General features: G+C 68.9%; 14 protein-coding genes and 1 pseudogene. 9 read left to right on the top strand and 6 right to left on the bottom strand.

The window, feature by feature from the left end:
- The gene (locus KCH48_RS11655; protein ID WP_210572782.1) at positions 1 to 222 is read left to right on the top strand and encodes a DUF397 domain-containing protein; all 222 of its coding nucleotides are present in this window, start codon (positions 1 to 3) and stop codon (positions 220 to 222) included.
- Here the strand turns inward: KCH48_RS11655 and glmS are convergent.
- Positions 183 to 2030, bottom strand: coding sequence for a glutamine--fructose-6-phosphate transaminase (isomerizing) (gene glmS / locus KCH48_RS11650; RefSeq protein WP_210572780.1), 1848 nt, complete (start codon positions 2028 to 2030; stop codon positions 183 to 185). The two genes, KCH48_RS11655 and glmS, sit on opposite strands and share 40 nt — an antisense overlap.
- Before the next feature lie 165 nt (positions 2031 to 2195).
- On the opposite strand from glmS, the gene KCH48_RS11645 reads away from it, so the two are divergent.
- Positions 2196 to 2606 (top strand): hypothetical protein, encoded by a 411-nt coding sequence (locus KCH48_RS11645; RefSeq protein ID WP_210572778.1) that lies wholly within the window; start codon positions 2196 to 2198, stop codon positions 2604 to 2606.
- Between the two features lie 30 nt (positions 2607 to 2636).
- Here KCH48_RS11645 and KCH48_RS11640 read toward each other — a convergent pair whose 3' ends face one another.
- Positions 2637 to 3452 (bottom strand): ABC transporter permease, encoded by an 816-nt coding sequence (locus KCH48_RS11640; protein WP_210572776.1) that lies wholly within the window; start codon positions 3450 to 3452, stop codon positions 2637 to 2639.
- Positions 3449 to 4459 (bottom strand): ATP-binding cassette domain-containing protein, encoded by a 1011-nt coding sequence (locus tag KCH48_RS11635; protein ID WP_210572774.1) that lies wholly within the window; start codon positions 4457 to 4459, stop codon positions 3449 to 3451. Before KCH48_RS11635 ends, KCH48_RS11640 begins: the two co-directional genes overlap by 4 nt.
- 221 nt (positions 4460 to 4680) lie before the next feature.
- Here KCH48_RS11635 and coaA point away from each other — a divergent pair, with 221 nt between their 5' ends.
- Together coaA and KCH48_RS11625 are read left to right on the top strand one after the other, a co-directional pair.
- On the top strand, positions 4681 to 5658 hold the full coding sequence (coaA, locus tag KCH48_RS11630; protein WP_210572772.1) for a type I pantothenate kinase: 978 nt from the start codon (positions 4681 to 4683) through the stop codon (positions 5656 to 5658).
- Positions 5659 to 5674: 16 nt separating this feature from the next.
- Complete coding sequence (locus tag KCH48_RS11625; RefSeq protein ID WP_210572767.1) at positions 5675 to 6625, top strand: DUF389 domain-containing protein; 951 nt, start codon at positions 5675 to 5677, stop codon at positions 6623 to 6625.
- Positions 6626 to 6658: 33 nt separating this feature from the next.
- Here the strand turns inward: KCH48_RS11625 and glmM are convergent, their stop codons facing one another.
- The 3 genes from glmM to rplM form a co-directional block, all read right to left on the bottom strand.
- Complete coding sequence (gene glmM / locus KCH48_RS11620; RefSeq protein WP_210572765.1) at positions 6659 to 8017, bottom strand: phosphoglucosamine mutase; 1359 nt, start codon at positions 8015 to 8017, stop codon at positions 6659 to 6661.
- 186 nt (positions 8018 to 8203) lie between these two features.
- Positions 8204 to 8725, bottom strand: a complete 522-nt coding sequence (rpsI, locus tag KCH48_RS11615) for a 30S ribosomal protein S9 (RefSeq protein WP_210572764.1) — start codon at positions 8723 to 8725, stop codon at positions 8204 to 8206.
- 42 nt (positions 8726 to 8767) lie between these two features.
- Positions 8768 to 9211 (bottom strand): 50S ribosomal protein L13, encoded by a 444-nt coding sequence (gene rplM / locus KCH48_RS11610; protein ID WP_210572762.1) that lies wholly within the window; start codon positions 9209 to 9211, stop codon positions 8768 to 8770.
- Between the two features lie 294 nt (positions 9212 to 9505).
- Here rplM and KCH48_RS11605 point away from each other — a divergent pair, with 294 nt between their 5' ends.
- The 5 genes and pseudogenes from KCH48_RS11605 to KCH48_RS11585 all read left to right on the top strand — a co-directional run.
- Positions 9506 to 10399 carry a hypothetical protein gene (locus KCH48_RS11605; protein WP_210572760.1) on the top strand — a complete coding sequence of 298 codons (894 nt, stop codon included), beginning with the start codon at positions 9506 to 9508 and terminating at the stop codon, positions 10397 to 10399.
- Positions 10400 to 10517: 118 nt separating this feature from the next.
- On the top strand, positions 10518 to 11861 hold the full coding sequence (locus KCH48_RS11600) for a glycoside hydrolase family 26 protein (RefSeq protein WP_246885180.1): 1344 nt from the start codon (positions 10518 to 10520) through the stop codon (positions 11859 to 11861).
- Between the two features lie 258 nt (positions 11862 to 12119).
- Positions 12120 to 13571, top strand: coding sequence for a glycosyltransferase family 2 protein (locus tag KCH48_RS11595; protein ID WP_246885125.1), 1452 nt, complete (start codon positions 12120 to 12122; stop codon positions 13569 to 13571).
- Between the two features lie 20 nt (positions 13572 to 13591).
- Positions 13592 to 14818, top strand: coding sequence for a hypothetical protein (locus tag KCH48_RS11590; RefSeq protein ID WP_246885124.1), 1227 nt, complete (start codon positions 13592 to 13594; stop codon positions 14816 to 14818).
- A 66-nt stretch (positions 14819 to 14884) separates the two neighbouring features.
- A pseudogene (locus KCH48_RS11585) lies at positions 14885 to 15958 on the top strand (sugar phosphate nucleotidyltransferase); the annotation flags it as partial.
- Positions 15959 to 15984: the final 26 nt, after the last annotated feature.

The following is a 15984-nucleotide window of genomic DNA, read 5'->3' as shown; positions in this document are numbered from 1 at the left end:
ATGGACACCCCCGACAACTGGCGGAAGTCGTCCTACTCAGGCCCTGGCGACGGCGACTCCTGCGTGGAAATCGCCAACTCCCCCACCCACATAGCCATCCGCGACTCAAAGACCCCGGCCGGCGCGACCATCACCTTCCCGGCCGGAGCCTTCACGCCCTTCATCGAAGCCCTAAAGCCGGCTCACTCCACCGTCACCGACTTCGCCAGGTTCCGAGGCTGATCCACCTCGTTGCCCCGGGCGGTAGCCAACTCACACGCGAACACCTGAAGCGGCACCGTGGCCACCAACGGCTGCAGCAATGTCGGCGTAGCCGGAATCCGAATCAAGTGATCCGCATACGGCACCACCGCCTCGTCCCCCTCCTCCGCGATGACGATGGTCCGCGCCCCCCGAGCCCGAATCTCCTGGATGTTGGACACGATCTTGTCGTGGAGAACGGACCGCCCCCGAGGCGAAGGCACCACAACAACCACCGGCACATCAGCCTCAATCAGGGCGATCGGCCCGTGCTTCAACTCCCCCGCCGCAAAGCCCTCGGCGTGCATATACGCAAGCTCCTTGAGCTTCAACGCACCTTCCAGCGCGACCGGATACCCGACGTGCCGCCCCAGGAACAACACGGTGTCCTTCTCGGCGAGGCTGCGCGCAAGCCCCCGTACGGGCGTCATGGTCTCCAGCACACGCTCGACCGCACCGGAGATCTCGGACAGGTCCCGGATGACGTCCCGGATCTCGTCACCCCACTTGGTCCCGCGCACCTGCCCCAGATAGAGGGCGACGAGATAGCAGGCCACGAGCTGCGTCAGAAAGGCCTTGGTCGAGGCGACGGCCACCTCCGGCCCGGCATGCGTGTACAGCACCGCGTCCGACTCGCGCGGGATCGTCGAACCGTTGGTGTTACAGATCGCCAGGACCTTCGAGCCCTGTTCCCTCGCATGCCGCAGGGCCATCAGCGTGTCCATGGTCTCGCCGGACTGCGAGATCGCGATGACGAGCGACTGCGGGTCGAGAATCGGATCCCGGTACCGGAACTCGCTCGCCAGCTCCACCTCGCAGGGAATCCGCGTCCAGTGCTCGATGGCGTACTTGGCGATGAGCCCGGCGTGAAAGGCCGTACCGCAGGCCACGATGACGACCTTGTCGACTTCCCGCAGCACCTGAGGAGCGATCCGCACCTCGTCCAGCGTCAGCGAACCGGCCGCATCGATACGCCCCAGCAACGTGTCGGCGACGGCCTTCGGCTGCTCGGCGATCTCCTTGAGCATGAAGTAGTCGTAACCACCCTTTTCCGCGGCCGAGGCATCCCAGTCAACGTGATACGACCGCACCTCGGCGGGCCGCCCGTCGAACCCGGTCACGCTCACCCCGTCCCGCCGCAGCTCGACGACCTGATCCTGCCCCAGCTCGATCGCGGACCGCGTATGAGCGATGAACGCGGCGACATCGGAGGCAAGAAAGGCCTCGCCCTCCCCAACCCCCACCACGAGCGGCGAGTTCCGCCGAGCCCCCACCACCACCTCGGGCTCATCCGCATGCACGGCGACCAGCGTGAACGCCCCCTCCAGCCGCCGGCACACCAGCCGCATCGCCTCCGCGAGATCGGCGCAGGCGGAGAACTCCTCGGCGAGCAGATGGGCGACGACCTCGGTGTCGGTCTCGGAGGCCAGCTCATGCCCCCGCTCCGCCAACTCGGCCCTCAAGAGCGCGAAGTTCTCGATGATCCCGTTGTGCACGACGGCGACGCGCCCGGCGTTGTCGAGGTGCGGATGAGCGTTGGCATCGGTGGGCCCCCCATGCGTGGCCCACCGCGTATGCCCGATCCCGGTCGCCCCGGTCGGCAACGGCCGCTCAAGGAGTTCCTTCTCCAGATTGACCAGCTTCCCCGCCCTCTTCGCAGCGGCCATCCCACCGTCCGAGAGCACGGCGACACCCGCCGAGTCATACCCCCGGTACTCCAGCCGCTTCAGCCCGGCCATCACCACATCAAGCGCCGACTGCGACCCCACGTATCCCACGATTCCGCACATGCGCGGCAGCCTACGACCGAACCCACGCCCGAAACGGCCTCCACCTGCCCGATTTCAGAAATTCCCACCACAGTACGAACGCTCCGCCAAGCACCTACCGAAGCTCAGGCATGGGCAAAGGGTGGCGGCGACTTGCGCGCTCACGAGGGGGAGTGAGTGGCCTTCATGGGGTACCTCGAGCGTGGTAAAGGGGAGTACATCTGGAAGTACGGCGAGCCGAGGACCATCAGCGTGCCCAAGCGTTGGACCTGCAAGGTGGGCGCCGGCGAGTGCCACGGCTCCTGGGAGGCGCTCGGATCTGACGACCGTACGCAACAGGGCACGGTCCACATCTGGCGCGACGACTTCGACAGGTACGGCCTGCGCGGCCCGCTGCCCGCGGGCGAGGAGGACGACACCGTGGAGTTCGAAGGGCGGGCCCTGGGCGACGAGGCCGCCACCTCCGGATACGCCGACCAGCACAGGGAGGCGGTAGTCCTCGGCCGGATCCCCGCGGTCGTCGGCGGGGTCGCGGGCGGCCTCGGGATCATCCTGGCGTTCTACTCCACGGCCCCCGGCAGGACTCCCCGCCGGTGACTCCGAGCAACCCCACGCGAGAGGGCCCCCTCACGTCTTCGCCCGATAAGCCCGCATAGCCAACGGATAGAAGACAAGCGCAATCCCCGCAGCCCACACCAACGACCACATCACCGGCTCCGCCACCGCCCCACCCAGCAGCAGCCCCCGGAACGCGTCGGACAGATGCGTGACCGGGTTGACGTCGCTGAAGGCCTGGAGCCAGCCGGGCATGGTGTCGACGACGACGAAGGCGCTGCTGGTGAAGGTGATGGGGAAGATGAGGGTGAAGGCGAAGGCCTGTACCTTCTCCGCGTCGCCGGCCAGCATCCCGATCAGCACCGCGCTCCAGGAGACGGCCGCGGCGAAGACGACCAGCAGCAGGATGCCGAGCAGGAATCCGCCGAAGCCGCCGGTTATCCGGAACCCGAGCAGCAGGCCCAGGCCGATCATCAGCAGCATCGCCCAGACGTGCTTGGCGAGGTCCGCGGTGATGCGTCCGATGAGCGGGGCGGAACGGGCTATCGGCAGGCTGCGCAGGCGGTCGAAGACGCCCTTCGTGAGGTCCGTGTTGAGTGCCATGGCCGTGTACATGGTCATGAACAGGGTGTTCTGCACGATGATCCCGGGCAGCGCGTACTTCAGATACGCCTCGGGCGATCCGGCCATCTGCCCGCCCAGCACATACGTGAAGAGGAACACGAACATGATCGGCGTGATGCTGTAGTCGACCAGTTCGAGCGGGTTGTGCTTGACGGCGACCAGGCTGCGCCAGGCCATCGTGAAGGTCTGCTGGATGCCGGCCAGGGGCCGCACGCGGCCCGATGCCGTGATCGGGGCGGCGGCAGTGGCAGTGGTCGCGGTCATGACCGGCTCACCGCCTTCTCCAACTCATCGTCCGAGTCCCGTACGGCCGTACCGCCGTCGTTCTCCGGCTCACCCGGCTCCGCCCGGTGCCCCGTCAGAGCCAGGAACACCTCGTCCAGCGAGGAGCGGCGCAGCGCCAGTTCGCCCACCGCGATGCCCTCGCGGTCGAGCGTGCGCACCACGGCCGGCATGAGCTGGGGGTCGTTCACCGGGGCCGTGATCGTCTCGCCCTCGATCTGGGTCTGCGGCCCGGCCGCCTGGGCGACCAGCCGATGCGCCCGCGCAAGGTCCTGCGCCAGCACCGGCCGCAGTTGCAGCACCTGCCCGCCGACCTGCGACTTCAGCTGGTCCGGGGTGCCCTCGGCGATCACCCGACCCTTGTCGATCACCACGATGTCGTCGGCGAGTACATCGGCCTCGTTCAGATACTGCGTGGTCAGCAGGGCGGTCGCGCCGTCCGCGACCAGGCCCCGCAGCAGGTCCCAGAGCTCACCGCGGCTGTGCGGGTCCAGGCCGGTGGTCGGCTCGTCGAGGAAGAGGATGCTGGGCCGGCCCACCAGGCTGGCCGCGAGGTCGAGGCGCCTGCGCATGCCGCCGGAGAAGGTCTTCACGGCCCGGCCGGCCGCGTCCGTCAGCTGGAAGCGCTCCAGCAGCTCACCCGCCCTCGCCCTGGCCTCCCGCCGCGGCAAGCCGAGCAGCCGACCGATGAGCAGCAGGTTCTCCGTGCCGGTCAGGTTCTCGTCCACCGCCGCGTACTGCCCGGTCAGCCCGACGAGGGCGCGGACGACCCCGGCGTCCCGGACCACGTCATGGCCGGCCACATGAGCCCGGCCGGCGTCGGGGCGCAGCAGGGTCGCGAAGATCCGCACGGCGGTCGTCTTCCCCGCGCCGTTGGGACCGAGCAGCCCGAGCACCGAGCCCTTGCGGGCCCCCAGATCGACCCCGGCCAGCGCCTCGGTCTCCTTGAACCGTTTGACCAGGCCTTCCGCCTCAATCGCATAGGTCATGGGTCACCCCTCGACGTTCGTCACCCCTCGCTGTTCATGACCCCGGGCCTGGGCGTTCATGGATCCCGGCGCGGGCCCACCTTTCCCACAACTGTGACGCACGGCACTGACATTCCCCGTCTTGCCCGGGTTCGCCCCGAAAACCGAGCGCGTGACGGACCCCACCCCGCCGACCGTTCGTACTCCCGTAACAATGGACTGTGATCTCTCCGGTCTCCCCGATGCCCCGGAGCGCCCACCGGCACAGGCCGGAGGCGACTCCCTACGTCGACCTCACCCGCACGGAGTGGAGCGCGCTGCGCGACAAGACGCCGCTCCCCCTCACCGCCGAGGAGGTCGAGAAGCTGCGCGGCCTCGGCGATGTCATCGACCTCGACGAGGTGCGGGACATCTACCTCCCGCTGTCCCGGCTCCTCAACCTCTACATCGGCGCCACCGCCGGCCTCCGCGGCGCCCTGAACACCTTCCTCGGCGACACCGGCGAGAAGGGCTCCCAGTCCGGCACCCCGTTCGTCATAGGCGTCGCCGGCTCGGTCGCCGTAGGAAAGTCCACGGTCGCCCGTCTCCTCCAGGCCCTACTCTCCCGCTGGCCCGAGCACCCGCGCGTGGAGCTGGTCACCACGGACGGATTCCTCCTGCCCACCAAGGAGTTGGAGGCCCGCGGCCTGATGTCGCGGAAAGGTTTCCCCGAGTCGTACGACCGCCGCGCGCTCACCCGTTTCGTCGCCGACATCAAGGCGGGCAAGGACGAGGTCACGGCCCCCGTCTACTCCCACCTGATCTACGACATCGTCCCGGACCAGAAGCTCACCGTGCGCCGCCCGGACATCCTGATCGTCGAGGGCCTGAACGTCCTGCAGCCCGCCCTCCCCGGCAAGGACGGCCGCACCCGCGTCGGCCTCGCCGACTACTTCGACTTCAGCGTGTACGTCGACGCCCGCCCCGAGGACATCGAGCGCTGGTACCTGAACCGGTTCCGCAAACTCCGCGACACCGCCTTCCAGAACCCGTCCTCGTACTTCCGCAAGTACACCCAGGTCTCCGAGGAGGAGGCCCTCGACTACGCCCGCACCACCTGGCGCACGATCAACAGGCCGAACCTCATCGAGAACGTGGCCCCCACCCGCGGCCGCGCCACCCTGATCATCCGCAAGGGCCCCGACCACAAGGTGCAGCGGCTCAGTCTGCGCAAGCTGTGACCGCTACCCTGCCCCCATGCTGCACCTCCGCCTGATCACCCCGGCCGGCAAGACCGACGACGTGGTCCGCCTGATCGAGAAGACGGTCGGCACCACCCACCTCGTGGTGCTGCCGGGCGCCGCCCGCAACCCCGCGGGGGACGTGGTGATGTGCGACGTCGCGCGGGAGGCGGGCGACGAACTCCTCACCAAACTGCAGGAGTTGGACATCGACAAGGACGGCTCCATCGCCGTCGAGAACATCGACCTTTCGCTGTCCAAGCGTGCCGACAAGGCCGAGGACGAGGCCCCCGGCGAGGCCGCGGACGCGGTCCTGTGGGAGCACCTCGCCGAAGCCACGCACGAGGAGTCGACCCTGTCGATCACCTACGTCGCCTTCATCACGCTCGCCACGATGATCGCGGCCTGCGGTGTCGTCCTCGACAACGCCATCCTGATCGTGGGCGCGATGGCGGTCGGCCCGGAGTTCGGCCCCCTGGCCGGCTTCTCCACGGCGATCGTCCAGCGCCATCCGCGCCTCGCCCTGCGCTCACTGATCGCGCTTCTGGTCGGCTTCGCGGTGGCGATGGCGGTGACGGTCGCCTTCAGCCTCTTCATGGACTCGATCGGAGAGTTCACTGAGGAGCAGCTTGATGCCACCCGGCCCAACACGGCCTTCATCTACGCCCCCGACGAGTTCTCCTTCATCGTGGCAGTCCTGGCCGGCATCGCGGGCACCCTGTCCCTCACCTCAGCCAAGTCGGGCGCCCTGGTGGGCGTGGCCATCTCCGTGACCACGGTCCCCGCCGCAGCCAACGCGGCGGTCGCCCTGAGCTACGGCGACACCAAGCAGACCTGGGGCTCCACCGAACAACTCCTGCTCAATCTGCTGGGCATCCTCCTCGCCGGAACGCTCACGCTCCTGGCCCAGAAGTGGCTCTGGGCCGGGCAGCGCGAACGTACCGCCAAAGCAGGAAGGCCGTGCTGACAGAGCCGGCCGTACTGACGGAAGCCGGCCGTACTACCCGAGCGCCGACTTCACCGCATCCGCCAGCCGCCCGGCCACGGACCGAGCCTGCTCGATGTCCGCAGCCTCGACCATCACCCGCACCAACGGCTCGGTACCGGACGGCCGCAACAACACCCGCCCCGTCGCCCCCAGCTCCCGCTCCGCCTCAGTCACGGCGACCGCAAGCTCGGCCGAGTCCCCGACACGGGCCCTGTCGACATCCGGCACATTGATGAGCACCTGAGGCAACCGCTCCATCACAGAAGCAAGATCCCGCAGCGTACGACCCGTCTCCGCGACCCGCGCCGCCAGCAACAGCCCGGTCAACGTCCCGTCACCGGTCGTGGCGTGATCGAGGATGATGACGTGCCCGGACTGCTCGCCGCCGAGGGCGTAGTCGTGCTCCTTCATCTCCTCCAGCACATACCGGTCGCCGACGGCCGTCTGAATGAGCGTCAATCCCTCGCGCTCCATGGCCAGTTTGAACCCGAGGTTGGACATCACCGTCGCCACCACCGTCTCGGCACGCAGCGCGGAGCGTTCCCGCATCGCCAGCGCGAGCACGGCCAGGATCTGGTCGCCGTCCACCTCCGCACCGGTGTGGTCGACGGCGAGACAACGGTCGGCGTCACCGTCGTGCGCGATCCCGAGATGCGCGCCGTGCTCGACGACGGCCGCCTGCAGCAGACCCAGATGCGTGGAGCCGCAGCCGTCGTTGATGTTGAGCCCGTCAGGCTCGGCACCGATCGTGATGACCTCCGCACCGGCCCGCGAGAACGCCTCCGGCGAGACCCGCGCCGCGGCGCCGTGCGCCTCGTCGAGGACGACCTTCAGCCCGTCGAGACGGTTCGGGAGGACGGAGACGAGGTGGGTGACGTACTGCTCGAAGCCCTCGTCGTACGACGTCACCCGCCCGACGCCCGCACCCGTGGGCCGGTTCCACGGAGCGCCCGTCCGGTGCTCCTCGTAGACCGCCTCGATACGGTCCTCAAGCTCGTCGGCGAGCTTGTGGCCGCCGCGGGCGAAGAACTTGACGCCGTTGTCGGGCATGGCGTTGTGGCTGGCGGAGAGCATCACGCCGAGGTCCGCGCCGAGCGCGCCGGTGAGATGGGCGACCGCGGGCGTCGGCAGCACACCGACGCGCAGCACGTCCACGCCCGCGCTGGCCAGGCCCGCGACCACGGCGGCCTCGAGGAACTCCCCGGACGCGCGCGGGTCACGGCCGACCACGGCGGTCGGCCGGTGCCCCGCGAACGTGCCCGCCTCGGCCAGTACATGCGCCGCGGCGACGGAGAGGCCGAGTGCCAACTCGGCCGTCAGATCCGCGTTGGCGACACCGCGCACGCCGTCTGTGCCGAAGAGTCGTCCCACTTGTCCTCCTGATAAAGCGTCACTTTCGGAGATCAGGCGATCACACAAGTCCTTGAACGTCTTGTGCCGTTATACGCCCATGGCTGTGATAAACGAACGCCCCGACGGCACTGTGGCGTGCCGCCGGGGCGTTCGGACGTACTGCGTACTGCTGGTAGTACCGCGAGTACGAGCAGGCAGCGAAGCCTAGCGCTTGCTGTACTGCGGAGCCTTACGGGCCTTCTTCAGACCGGCCTTCTTGCGCTCGACCGCACGGTCGTCGCGACGGAGGAAGCCGGCCTTCTTGAGGGCGCCGCGGTTGTTGTCCACGTCGGCCTCGTTCAGCGCGCGGGCCACACCGAGGCGCAGGGCGCCGGCCTGGCCGGAGACACCGCCACCCGCGATGCGGGCGACGACGTCGTAACGGCCTTCGAGCTCGAGCACCTTGAAGGGCTCGTTGACTTCCTGCTGGTGCACCTTGTTCGGGAAGTAGTCCTCGAGGGTGCGACCGTTGATCTTCCACTTGCCGGTGCCCGGGACGATCCGGACGCGGGCGATGGCGTTCTTGCGGCGGCCCAGGCCGGCGGCCGGCTGGGGGTCGCCGAAGCGGGACGCCAGCGACTCCGAGGTGTACTCGCCCTCGACGGGCACCTCGGACTCGGTGGTGTAGCTCTCGATGTCGACGATCTCTTCGCCCTCGACGGGCGTCTCGACGGTGGTCTCGGCCACGATTCTCCTCAGATTCTCTTCAGTCTTAGGGGGTGGCCGGACTTACTGCGCGACCTGGGTGATCTCGAACGGAACCGGCTGCTGGGCAGCGTGCGGGTGGTTCTCGCCCGAGTAGACCTTCAGCTTCGTGAGCATCTGACGGCCCAGGGTGTTCTTGGGGAGCATGCCCTTGACGGCCTTCTCGATGGCCTTCTCGGGGTTCTTGGCGAGCAGCTCGTCGTAACGGACGGAGCGCAGACCACCCGGGTAACCGGAGTGGCGGTACGCCATCTTCTGGGTCCGCTTGTTGCCGGACAGGTGCACCTTGTCGGCGTTGATGATGATGACAAAGTCACCGGTGTCGACGTGGGGCGCGTAGATCGGCTTGTGCTTGCCGCGCAGGATGGACGCCGCAGTGGAGGCCAGACGACCCAGGACGACGTCCTGGGCGTCGATGACGTGCCACTGGCGAGTCACATCGCCGGGCTTGGGGCTGTACGTACGCACTTCGCAGCCTTCTTCTTCAGTGGATGGGTGCTGACACATGGCATCACTGAAGCGATCGTGCAGCTGGGGACGACAATGGCCGGGATCACTGCCCGTATGCCGCCCACTGGTAACTGCTCCAGGGAACCTACGTAAGGGCCTCTCGTCTGAGAACGACCAAGCCAATACGCATAACGAACTGCAAGGCTACCTTCGGCGCCCCTGATGGGTCAAAGCGGCATCGGGCCCGCGATGCCGCCGTGACCCGTGAGACTGGGCGACACACGGGTCGCCGCCCCGTCTAAGATGCGGCCCATGAGCTTTGGGCAGGGGGGTCCTCAGTCCCAGTGGGACCCCTGGAAACCGAATTCGCAGCAGCAGCCGTGGAGCAGCAGCGGCGACGGCGAGACTCCGGACTGGGCCGCTCTCGCCGAAGCGTCGGAGACCCGCAACAAACGCCGCCGACTGCTGCTCGTCGGCGGCGGCGCGCTGGCCACCGTGGCGATAGGCGCCGCCGTCGCCGTGGCCGTGGTGTCGGCGAACGGTGACAGCGAGGCGTCCGGCAACGGCTCCTCCCAGCTGCCGTCGACCGCGGACATCCCGAGCGCGTCCGGCGCCGCGGACCCGTCCTTCGCGCCGACCACCGCGCCGCCGCCGCTGGACCCCAAGGACTTCGTGGCCAGCGTGAAGAAGGACAAGGCCGCGCTCAGCCCGGAGATCCTCTTCCCGGGCACGCAGCTGACCATGGGCGAGACCTTGTACAAGAAGGGTCCGACGGCCGACACGAAGAACTGCGCCTCGGCCGCCAACCCGCAGGGCACCCTCGGCAGGGTCCTCAAGGCCAACGACTGCACCCGCTTCCTGCGCGTCACCTACACCAGGAGCGGCATCGCGGTGACGGTCGGCGTGGCCGTCTTCAACACCGAGGCACAGGCGACGAAGACCAAGGGACAGGCCGACGGCAAGAGCGTCGTCGCGTCCCTGTCCGGCGGTGGCGTCAAGCCCTTCTGCAATGGCCCCACCTGCCGCACGACCACCAACTCCTACGGCCGTTACGCCTACTTCACCGTCGCCGGCTTCATCAACGGCAACGACGTCACGGACAAGAGCACGGAGGTCTTCAGCTCGGGCGACGACCTCCAGGAGTTCACGTTCCGCCAGATCCGCCGGCGCGGCGAGGCCCAGGCGTCGGCGGCGGCGAACGAGTAGCGAGCAGCGGCAACCGGCGCATGACGGCGGCCGACGATCGGTCGGCCGCCGGCCTCCGCCCCCATACCGAGAGACAATCACCCCACGTCATGTTGGGGAGGGGGCGGGGGCCGTGCGGATGCGAGGCCGGATCAAGCTGCTCGGCGCAGCCGCCGGCGCCGCCGTGCTGGCCCCGCTGGCCGTGTGGGCCTGGCCCGACCAGGACGACGGCGAGGCCGGACCCCGGCTCGTGCCGACCGATCTGCGGGACCGTGACCCGAAGGCCACCCCCGAGGCCCGCCGGGTGTACGCGATGCTCGCGAACCTGGAGAACACCGCCCGCCGCGGCCGCCCGAGCCGCACGGTGATCGGCCAGCACGTCGAGCTGCACAACGAGCGGTACAACGCGCAGTACGGCGACCACCGGGGCACCAAGCAGCCCGGCTACTACTACCGCAAGGCCCGCGACATCACCGGCCGCCTGCCCGGCTTCGTGGAGCTGGACCTCGGCCCCGGCTACGGCCGGCCCGGCTGGGCGGTGGGCCGGTCCCGCTCCTACTCCGGCGACTGGCCGGGCTGCCGCCGCCACTGGGGGTATGTCGAGGACGCCGTGGACCTCGCCGTCGGCGTGTGGGCGGGCCTGCCCAGGGCGGCCGACGGCTCGTACCGCCCCTCGGGCACGCACCGCGAGTGCGCGACCGGAGCCGAGGTGTCCCTGCCGCACAACGGCGGCGCCCCAGCGGGCCTGGTCGGTTTCTCCTTCCACCAGCCCTACCCGGGCAGCCCCGTCAAGGGCTTCCCACAGACCCTGCACCGCAACTCGCCCGCCGCGCAGGATCCCGGGTGGTTCGCCCGGGTGGTGAGCCGGGGCACCGCCGAGCACCGGGACCTGCTGCGGGACCTCGCCTATCTCGCGGACCACCTGGGCTACCTCGCCGACCAGGGCGTACCCGTGCTGCTGCGGCCGTACCACGAGATGAACACCGCACCGGGTCGTGGCTTCTGGTGGGCCGGCCAGGACCCGGCGGCCTTCCGCAAGCTGTGGCAGGTGACGTACGACTACCTCGTCCACCACCGCGGCCTGCACAACCTGATCTTCGTCTGGGCCCCGAACTCCTGGCACAGCTCCTACGGCCGCGTGCCCGGGCCGTACTACCCCGGCGGGCGCTACGTCGACATCGTCGGCGTCGACGACTACAGCGACACCCCGGCCGAGCCGTTCGGCGGCGGAGCCTGGACCGAGGTGTGGTACCGCGGTCTGGAGACGTACCGCAGACCCCGGATCGTCTCCGAGTCCTTCCATGTCCCGCTCAACGCCGCGCAGCCCAAGACCCTGGTCAGGACGCCGTGGGTGCTGTGGACGGTGTGGGGACAGGCGCTGTCGTACGACAACGTCTCCGAGCCGCGGAAGAAGAACACCACAGACGACGCGAAGCGGACGTACCACTCCTCCCGTGTGATCACGGCACAAGACTTCGCCTGATTAACTTTTAAACACAACTTCCTCACAACGGTTCCATGGTCCGGACACGTATGCCAGAATCGTGCTCCTGTTCGGCCAATGGTTCTGGACGCCTGGGGGGGCATCTGAGGGGCGATTGGCCGATTTTCACGCCAACGAGGGCGTTGAGGGGTGGGGATCCCGTAGGGAAGGTGCTGTGGTGCGCTCTGTCGCGCCGCGGCCGAGATCTGTCGCTGCCTCAACGCACCACCGATCTCACGGGGGAGTTCCGCAGTCGTCATGGCATCGACACTGGTCGACGGGGGTGTGCCGCACTCACGGCACAATCAGAAACTGGCCAAGCGCACCGCGTCGTGGAGGCCCGGCATCCTCCCGTTCCTGCTGCCCTTCGTCCTTCTGGTCGCGTTCGGGCTCTGGACCTACCGGCCCAGTTCATCACCGCTGAGCTGGGCGCTGACCGTCGTATGGTCGCTGCCCGTGATCGGCGTGATGGTGGGCATCCAAGGCGCTCTGCTGATCCGCCGCCGGGTCCGCAAGAACGACCGGATGACCCCGCCGGCGCCGGCCCAGGAGGACTTCCTGATCGTCCTCTGCCCGACCATCGGGCGGCACGACACCTACCCGGCCCTGGAACGCTCGATCCTTTCCTACGTCGAGCATCTGCCCGAGTGGTTCCCGTACCTGCGCGTCGACATCCTCACCGAAGAGGGCTGCGAGGCGGCGGAGGACATCGACCGGCTCGCCGCCTCCCACCCCCTGATCCGAGTGATCACCGTTCCCAAGGCGTACGTCCCGGCCAACGGCACCCGCTTCAAAGCGCGAGCCAACCACTACGCCCATGAGCTGCGCATCGAGGAAGGCGAGGCCCTCGACCACGTCTGGGTGCTGCACATGGACGACGACACCGGCGTCGGCCCCGACACCGCGTCCTCGCTGGCCCAGTTCATCAACCGCCAGCGCCGCGCCCACCCCGACGAGGCCAAGCACATGGCCCAGGGCATCCTCACGTACCCCCGCGAGAACGCGGTCAGCCTCTTCACCTGGCTCGCCGACGCGGTACGTCCCGCCGACGACATCGCCCGCTTCCGCGCTCTGACCGGCATGGGCACCCCGGCCGCCGGTGTGCACGGCGAGCTGCTGGTGCTGCGCGCCTCCATCGAGGCCACGATCGGCTGGGACTTCGGTCCCAAGGAGATCGTCGAGGATGCCCGCCTCGCCCTGACCTTCTGCCGCCGCTACCCCGGCCGCAGCGACTGGTTCAACGGCCGCTGCTACGGCGCCTCCCCCGCGACCGCCCGCGACTTCATCAAGCAGCGCGACCGGTGGGCCTGGGGCCTGGTGGCACTCTGCTTCAACAAGGCCGTGCCCTGGCGCTACCGCTGGTTCCTGTCGATCTGCGTCACCACCTGGATCCTCGGCCCGCTCCAGCACATCGTCGCCGTGCTGTGCATCGGTCTCCTCGTCGGCGATCTCAACACCTCGCCCGTGACCCAGTCCGTGGTCATCCTGTGGGCCCTCAACTTCGCCTATGTCATCTGGACCTACTGGGAGGGACTGCGGCTGAACGCGCTCGCGTCGGTCAGCGGGCGGCGCAAGTGGTGGGAGCCGATCGTCGTGGTCGCGCTCATCCCCGTCTTCTCCGTGCTGGAAGGACTCGGCGGCTTCAAGGGCTTCCTGAAGTTCGTCCGGCGCGAGGAGAACAAGTTCGTCGTGATCGCCAAGCCCGCCTGAGCCCCCGGAAGACACCTGACATGCGCTCGCGACTGCCTCTGCTCGCCATCTTCCCGGTGACCGTCCTCACCGTCGTGCTGGCCACCCCCTTCGTCCTCGGCGACCACCCGGTGCGCTGGGAGTCGGGCTCGACCCTGCCCAAGATCGTCCGGGACGGCTCCAAGGACTCCACCGCCCCGGCCGACGACTCCTCCGGTACGACACCCTCGTCGTCCGCCGCGTCGTCCGCCGCCGACGCCCTCAAGGTCGCCAAGCCCTGGAAGGCCGGCATGGCGCAGTGGGGCGTACAGCTCTACTGGGAGGAGGAGGAGAAGAAGCGCTCCGACACGTTCATCGAGGACCAGGCCCGCAAGCACGCCAAGTACCTCATCGGCCTGGGCGCGAATTCGGTGTCCCTGTCCTTCCCCTTCTTCACCGAGGGCATCACGTCCGACGAACTCTCCGCCGGATCCAAGACGCCGTCCCCTGAACGCCTGCGGCGAGTGCTGAAGGTGTTCGAGGACGCCGGCTTCCGCACCACGCTCCGCCCGATCATGGACGAGGTGTCGCTGGACCCGCCGACCGGCTGGCGCGGCAACATCGAACCGGCCTCACGCTCCGCTTGGTTCGCGTCCTACAAGGAGTTCCTCACCCCGTATCTCGAGGTCGCCGAGAAAGAGAAGGCGAACACCTTTGTGATCGGCACCGAGCTCAACTCCCTGGAGGGCGACGCGGGCTGGGACGCCCTGGTCGCCTCCGCCGAGAAGACCTTCTCCGGCGAGGTCGCCTACGACGCCAACTGGGACAACTACGTCTCCGGCCGCATCAACATGCCGGTCAGCCACCTCGGCGTCGACGCCTACTTCCCCGTGAAGGTCGCGGACACCGCACCCGTCGAGACGCTGGTCGAGGGCTGGAACGACTGGCTGGACAAGAAGGCCACCGGCCCGCTGCCCAACATCACCATCGCCGAGGCCGGCATCGGCGCGATGAAGGGCGCCTACAAGGCGCCCGGCGACTTCTACACCAAGCGCGACGTCAATCCCGAGGTGCAGGCCAACTGGTACAAGGCCGTCTGCCAGATCGTCCAGGAACGGCGGATGCAGGGCCTGTACTGGTGGTCCATCTGGTTCGACGACGACCCCAACACCCCGCCGGACGACAAGGTCGCGTCCCGGCTCGACTTCGCCGGCCGTCCCCAGACCGAGAAGGCCGTCAAAGCCTGTTTCACCTCCGACTACGCAGGTCCTGGCGCCACAGCCCAGTAATCCCGCAGCACAGGAGATCCCCCCACGCCTCCATCACCCGTCCCCGCGACCCAAGGCGGACACCACATGACTGAAGCGATCCTTCTCGTGGGCGGTCAGGGCACCAGACTCCGGCCCCTGACCAGCCACACCCCCAAGCCGCTGCTCCCCGTGGCCGGGGTGCCGTTCCTCACGCACCAACTGGCGCGAGCAGCCGCGGCCGGGATCACCCGGATCGTTTTCGCGACCTCCTACCTCGCCGAGCTCTTCGAGGAGGAGTTCGGTGACGGCAGCCGCCTCGGCCTGGAGCTGGAGTACGTCACCGAGAAGACCGCGCTCGGCACCGGCGGCGCCATACGCAACGCTGCCGAGCGGCTGCGCAGCGCCCCCGACGAGCCGGTGCTGATCTTCAACGGCGACATCCTCTCCGGCGTGGACCTCGCCGCCCTGCGGGAGAGCCACCGTGCCTCGGGAGCCGATGTCACGCTGCATCTGAAGCGGGTGGCCGATCCGCGTGCCTTCGGTCTCGTCCCCACCGACGCGGAGGGCCGCGTCCAGGCGTTCCTGGAGAAGCCGCAGACCCCGGAAGAGATCACCACCGACCAGATCAACGCGGGTTGCTACGTCTTCACCCGTTCCGTGATCGACCGCATCCCCGCCGGCCGGGTCGTCTCCGTGGAGCGCGAGACCTTCCCCAAGTTGCTCGCCACGGGCGCGCATCTGTGCGGAGTCGTAGAAGACAGCTACTGGCTGGACCTGGGTACCCCGGCCGCCTTCGTGCAGGGCTCCGCCGACCTGGTGCGCGGCCTGGTCACCTCCCCCGCGCTGCCCGGGCCGGTCGGTGACGCCCTCGTGCTGCCCGGCGCCGAGGTGCACCCCAGCGCGGTGCTCAGCGGCGGCACGGTCGTGGCCGCCGGTGCCGTGGTCGGCGAGGGAGCCGTGGTCGAGGGCAGTGTGCTGCTGGCCGGCGCCCGGATCGACGCCCGGACCAGCCTGCACCGCTCCGTCGTGGGCCGCCACGCCTGGATCGGCGAGGGCAGCGTGCTGCAAGCCGCCGTGGTCGGCGACGGGGCCCACGTGGCCGAGGGCAACGAACTCCCACCCGGCCTCCGTATCGCCTGCGGCGCCCGGCTGGCCGCCCACGCCGTCCGCACCTCCGCATCCCCCGCTCCCTGCACCTCGCAGGG

Origin of the sequence: Streptomyces sp. GESEQ-4, from assembly GCF_017948455.1 — a bacterium.
In the GTDB taxonomy this organism is placed as follows: domain Bacteria; phylum Actinomycetota; class Actinomycetes; order Streptomycetales; family Streptomycetaceae; genus Streptomyces.
This window is presented reverse-complemented; position numbering and strand designations above follow the sequence as displayed.

Bases quoted from the DNA above. Each gene is read 5' to 3' on its own strand.
- KCH48_RS11655 (WP_210572782.1), top strand. From the start codon at position 1: ATGGACACCCCCGACAACTGGCGGAAGTCGTCCTACTCAGGCCCTGGC.
- glmS (WP_210572780.1), bottom strand. From the start codon at position 2,030: ATGTGCGGAATCGTGGGATACGTGGGGTCGCAGTCGGCGCTTGATGTG.
- KCH48_RS11645 (WP_210572778.1), top strand. From the start codon at position 2,196: ATGGGGTACCTCGAGCGTGGTAAAGGGGAGTACATCTGGAAGTACGGC.
- KCH48_RS11640 (WP_210572776.1), bottom strand. From the start codon at position 3,452: ATGACCGCGACCACTGCCACTGCCGCCGCCCCGATCACGGCATCGGGC.
- KCH48_RS11635 (WP_210572774.1), bottom strand. From the start codon at position 4,459: ATGACCTATGCGATTGAGGCGGAAGGCCTGGTCAAACGGTTCAAGGAG.
- coaA (WP_210572772.1), top strand. From the start codon at position 4,681: ATGCCCCGGAGCGCCCACCGGCACAGGCCGGAGGCGACTCCCTACGTC.
- KCH48_RS11625 (WP_210572767.1), top strand. From the start codon at position 5,675: ATGCTGCACCTCCGCCTGATCACCCCGGCCGGCAAGACCGACGACGTG.
- KCH48_RS11605 (WP_210572760.1), top strand. From the start codon at position 9,506: ATGAGCTTTGGGCAGGGGGGTCCTCAGTCCCAGTGGGACCCCTGGAAA.
- KCH48_RS11600 (WP_246885180.1), top strand. From the start codon at position 10,518: ATGCGAGGCCGGATCAAGCTGCTCGGCGCAGCCGCCGGCGCCGCCGTG.
- KCH48_RS11595 (WP_246885125.1), top strand. From the start codon at position 12,120: ATGGCATCGACACTGGTCGACGGGGGTGTGCCGCACTCACGGCACAAT.
- KCH48_RS11590 (WP_246885124.1), top strand. From the start codon at position 13,592: ATGCGCTCGCGACTGCCTCTGCTCGCCATCTTCCCGGTGACCGTCCTC.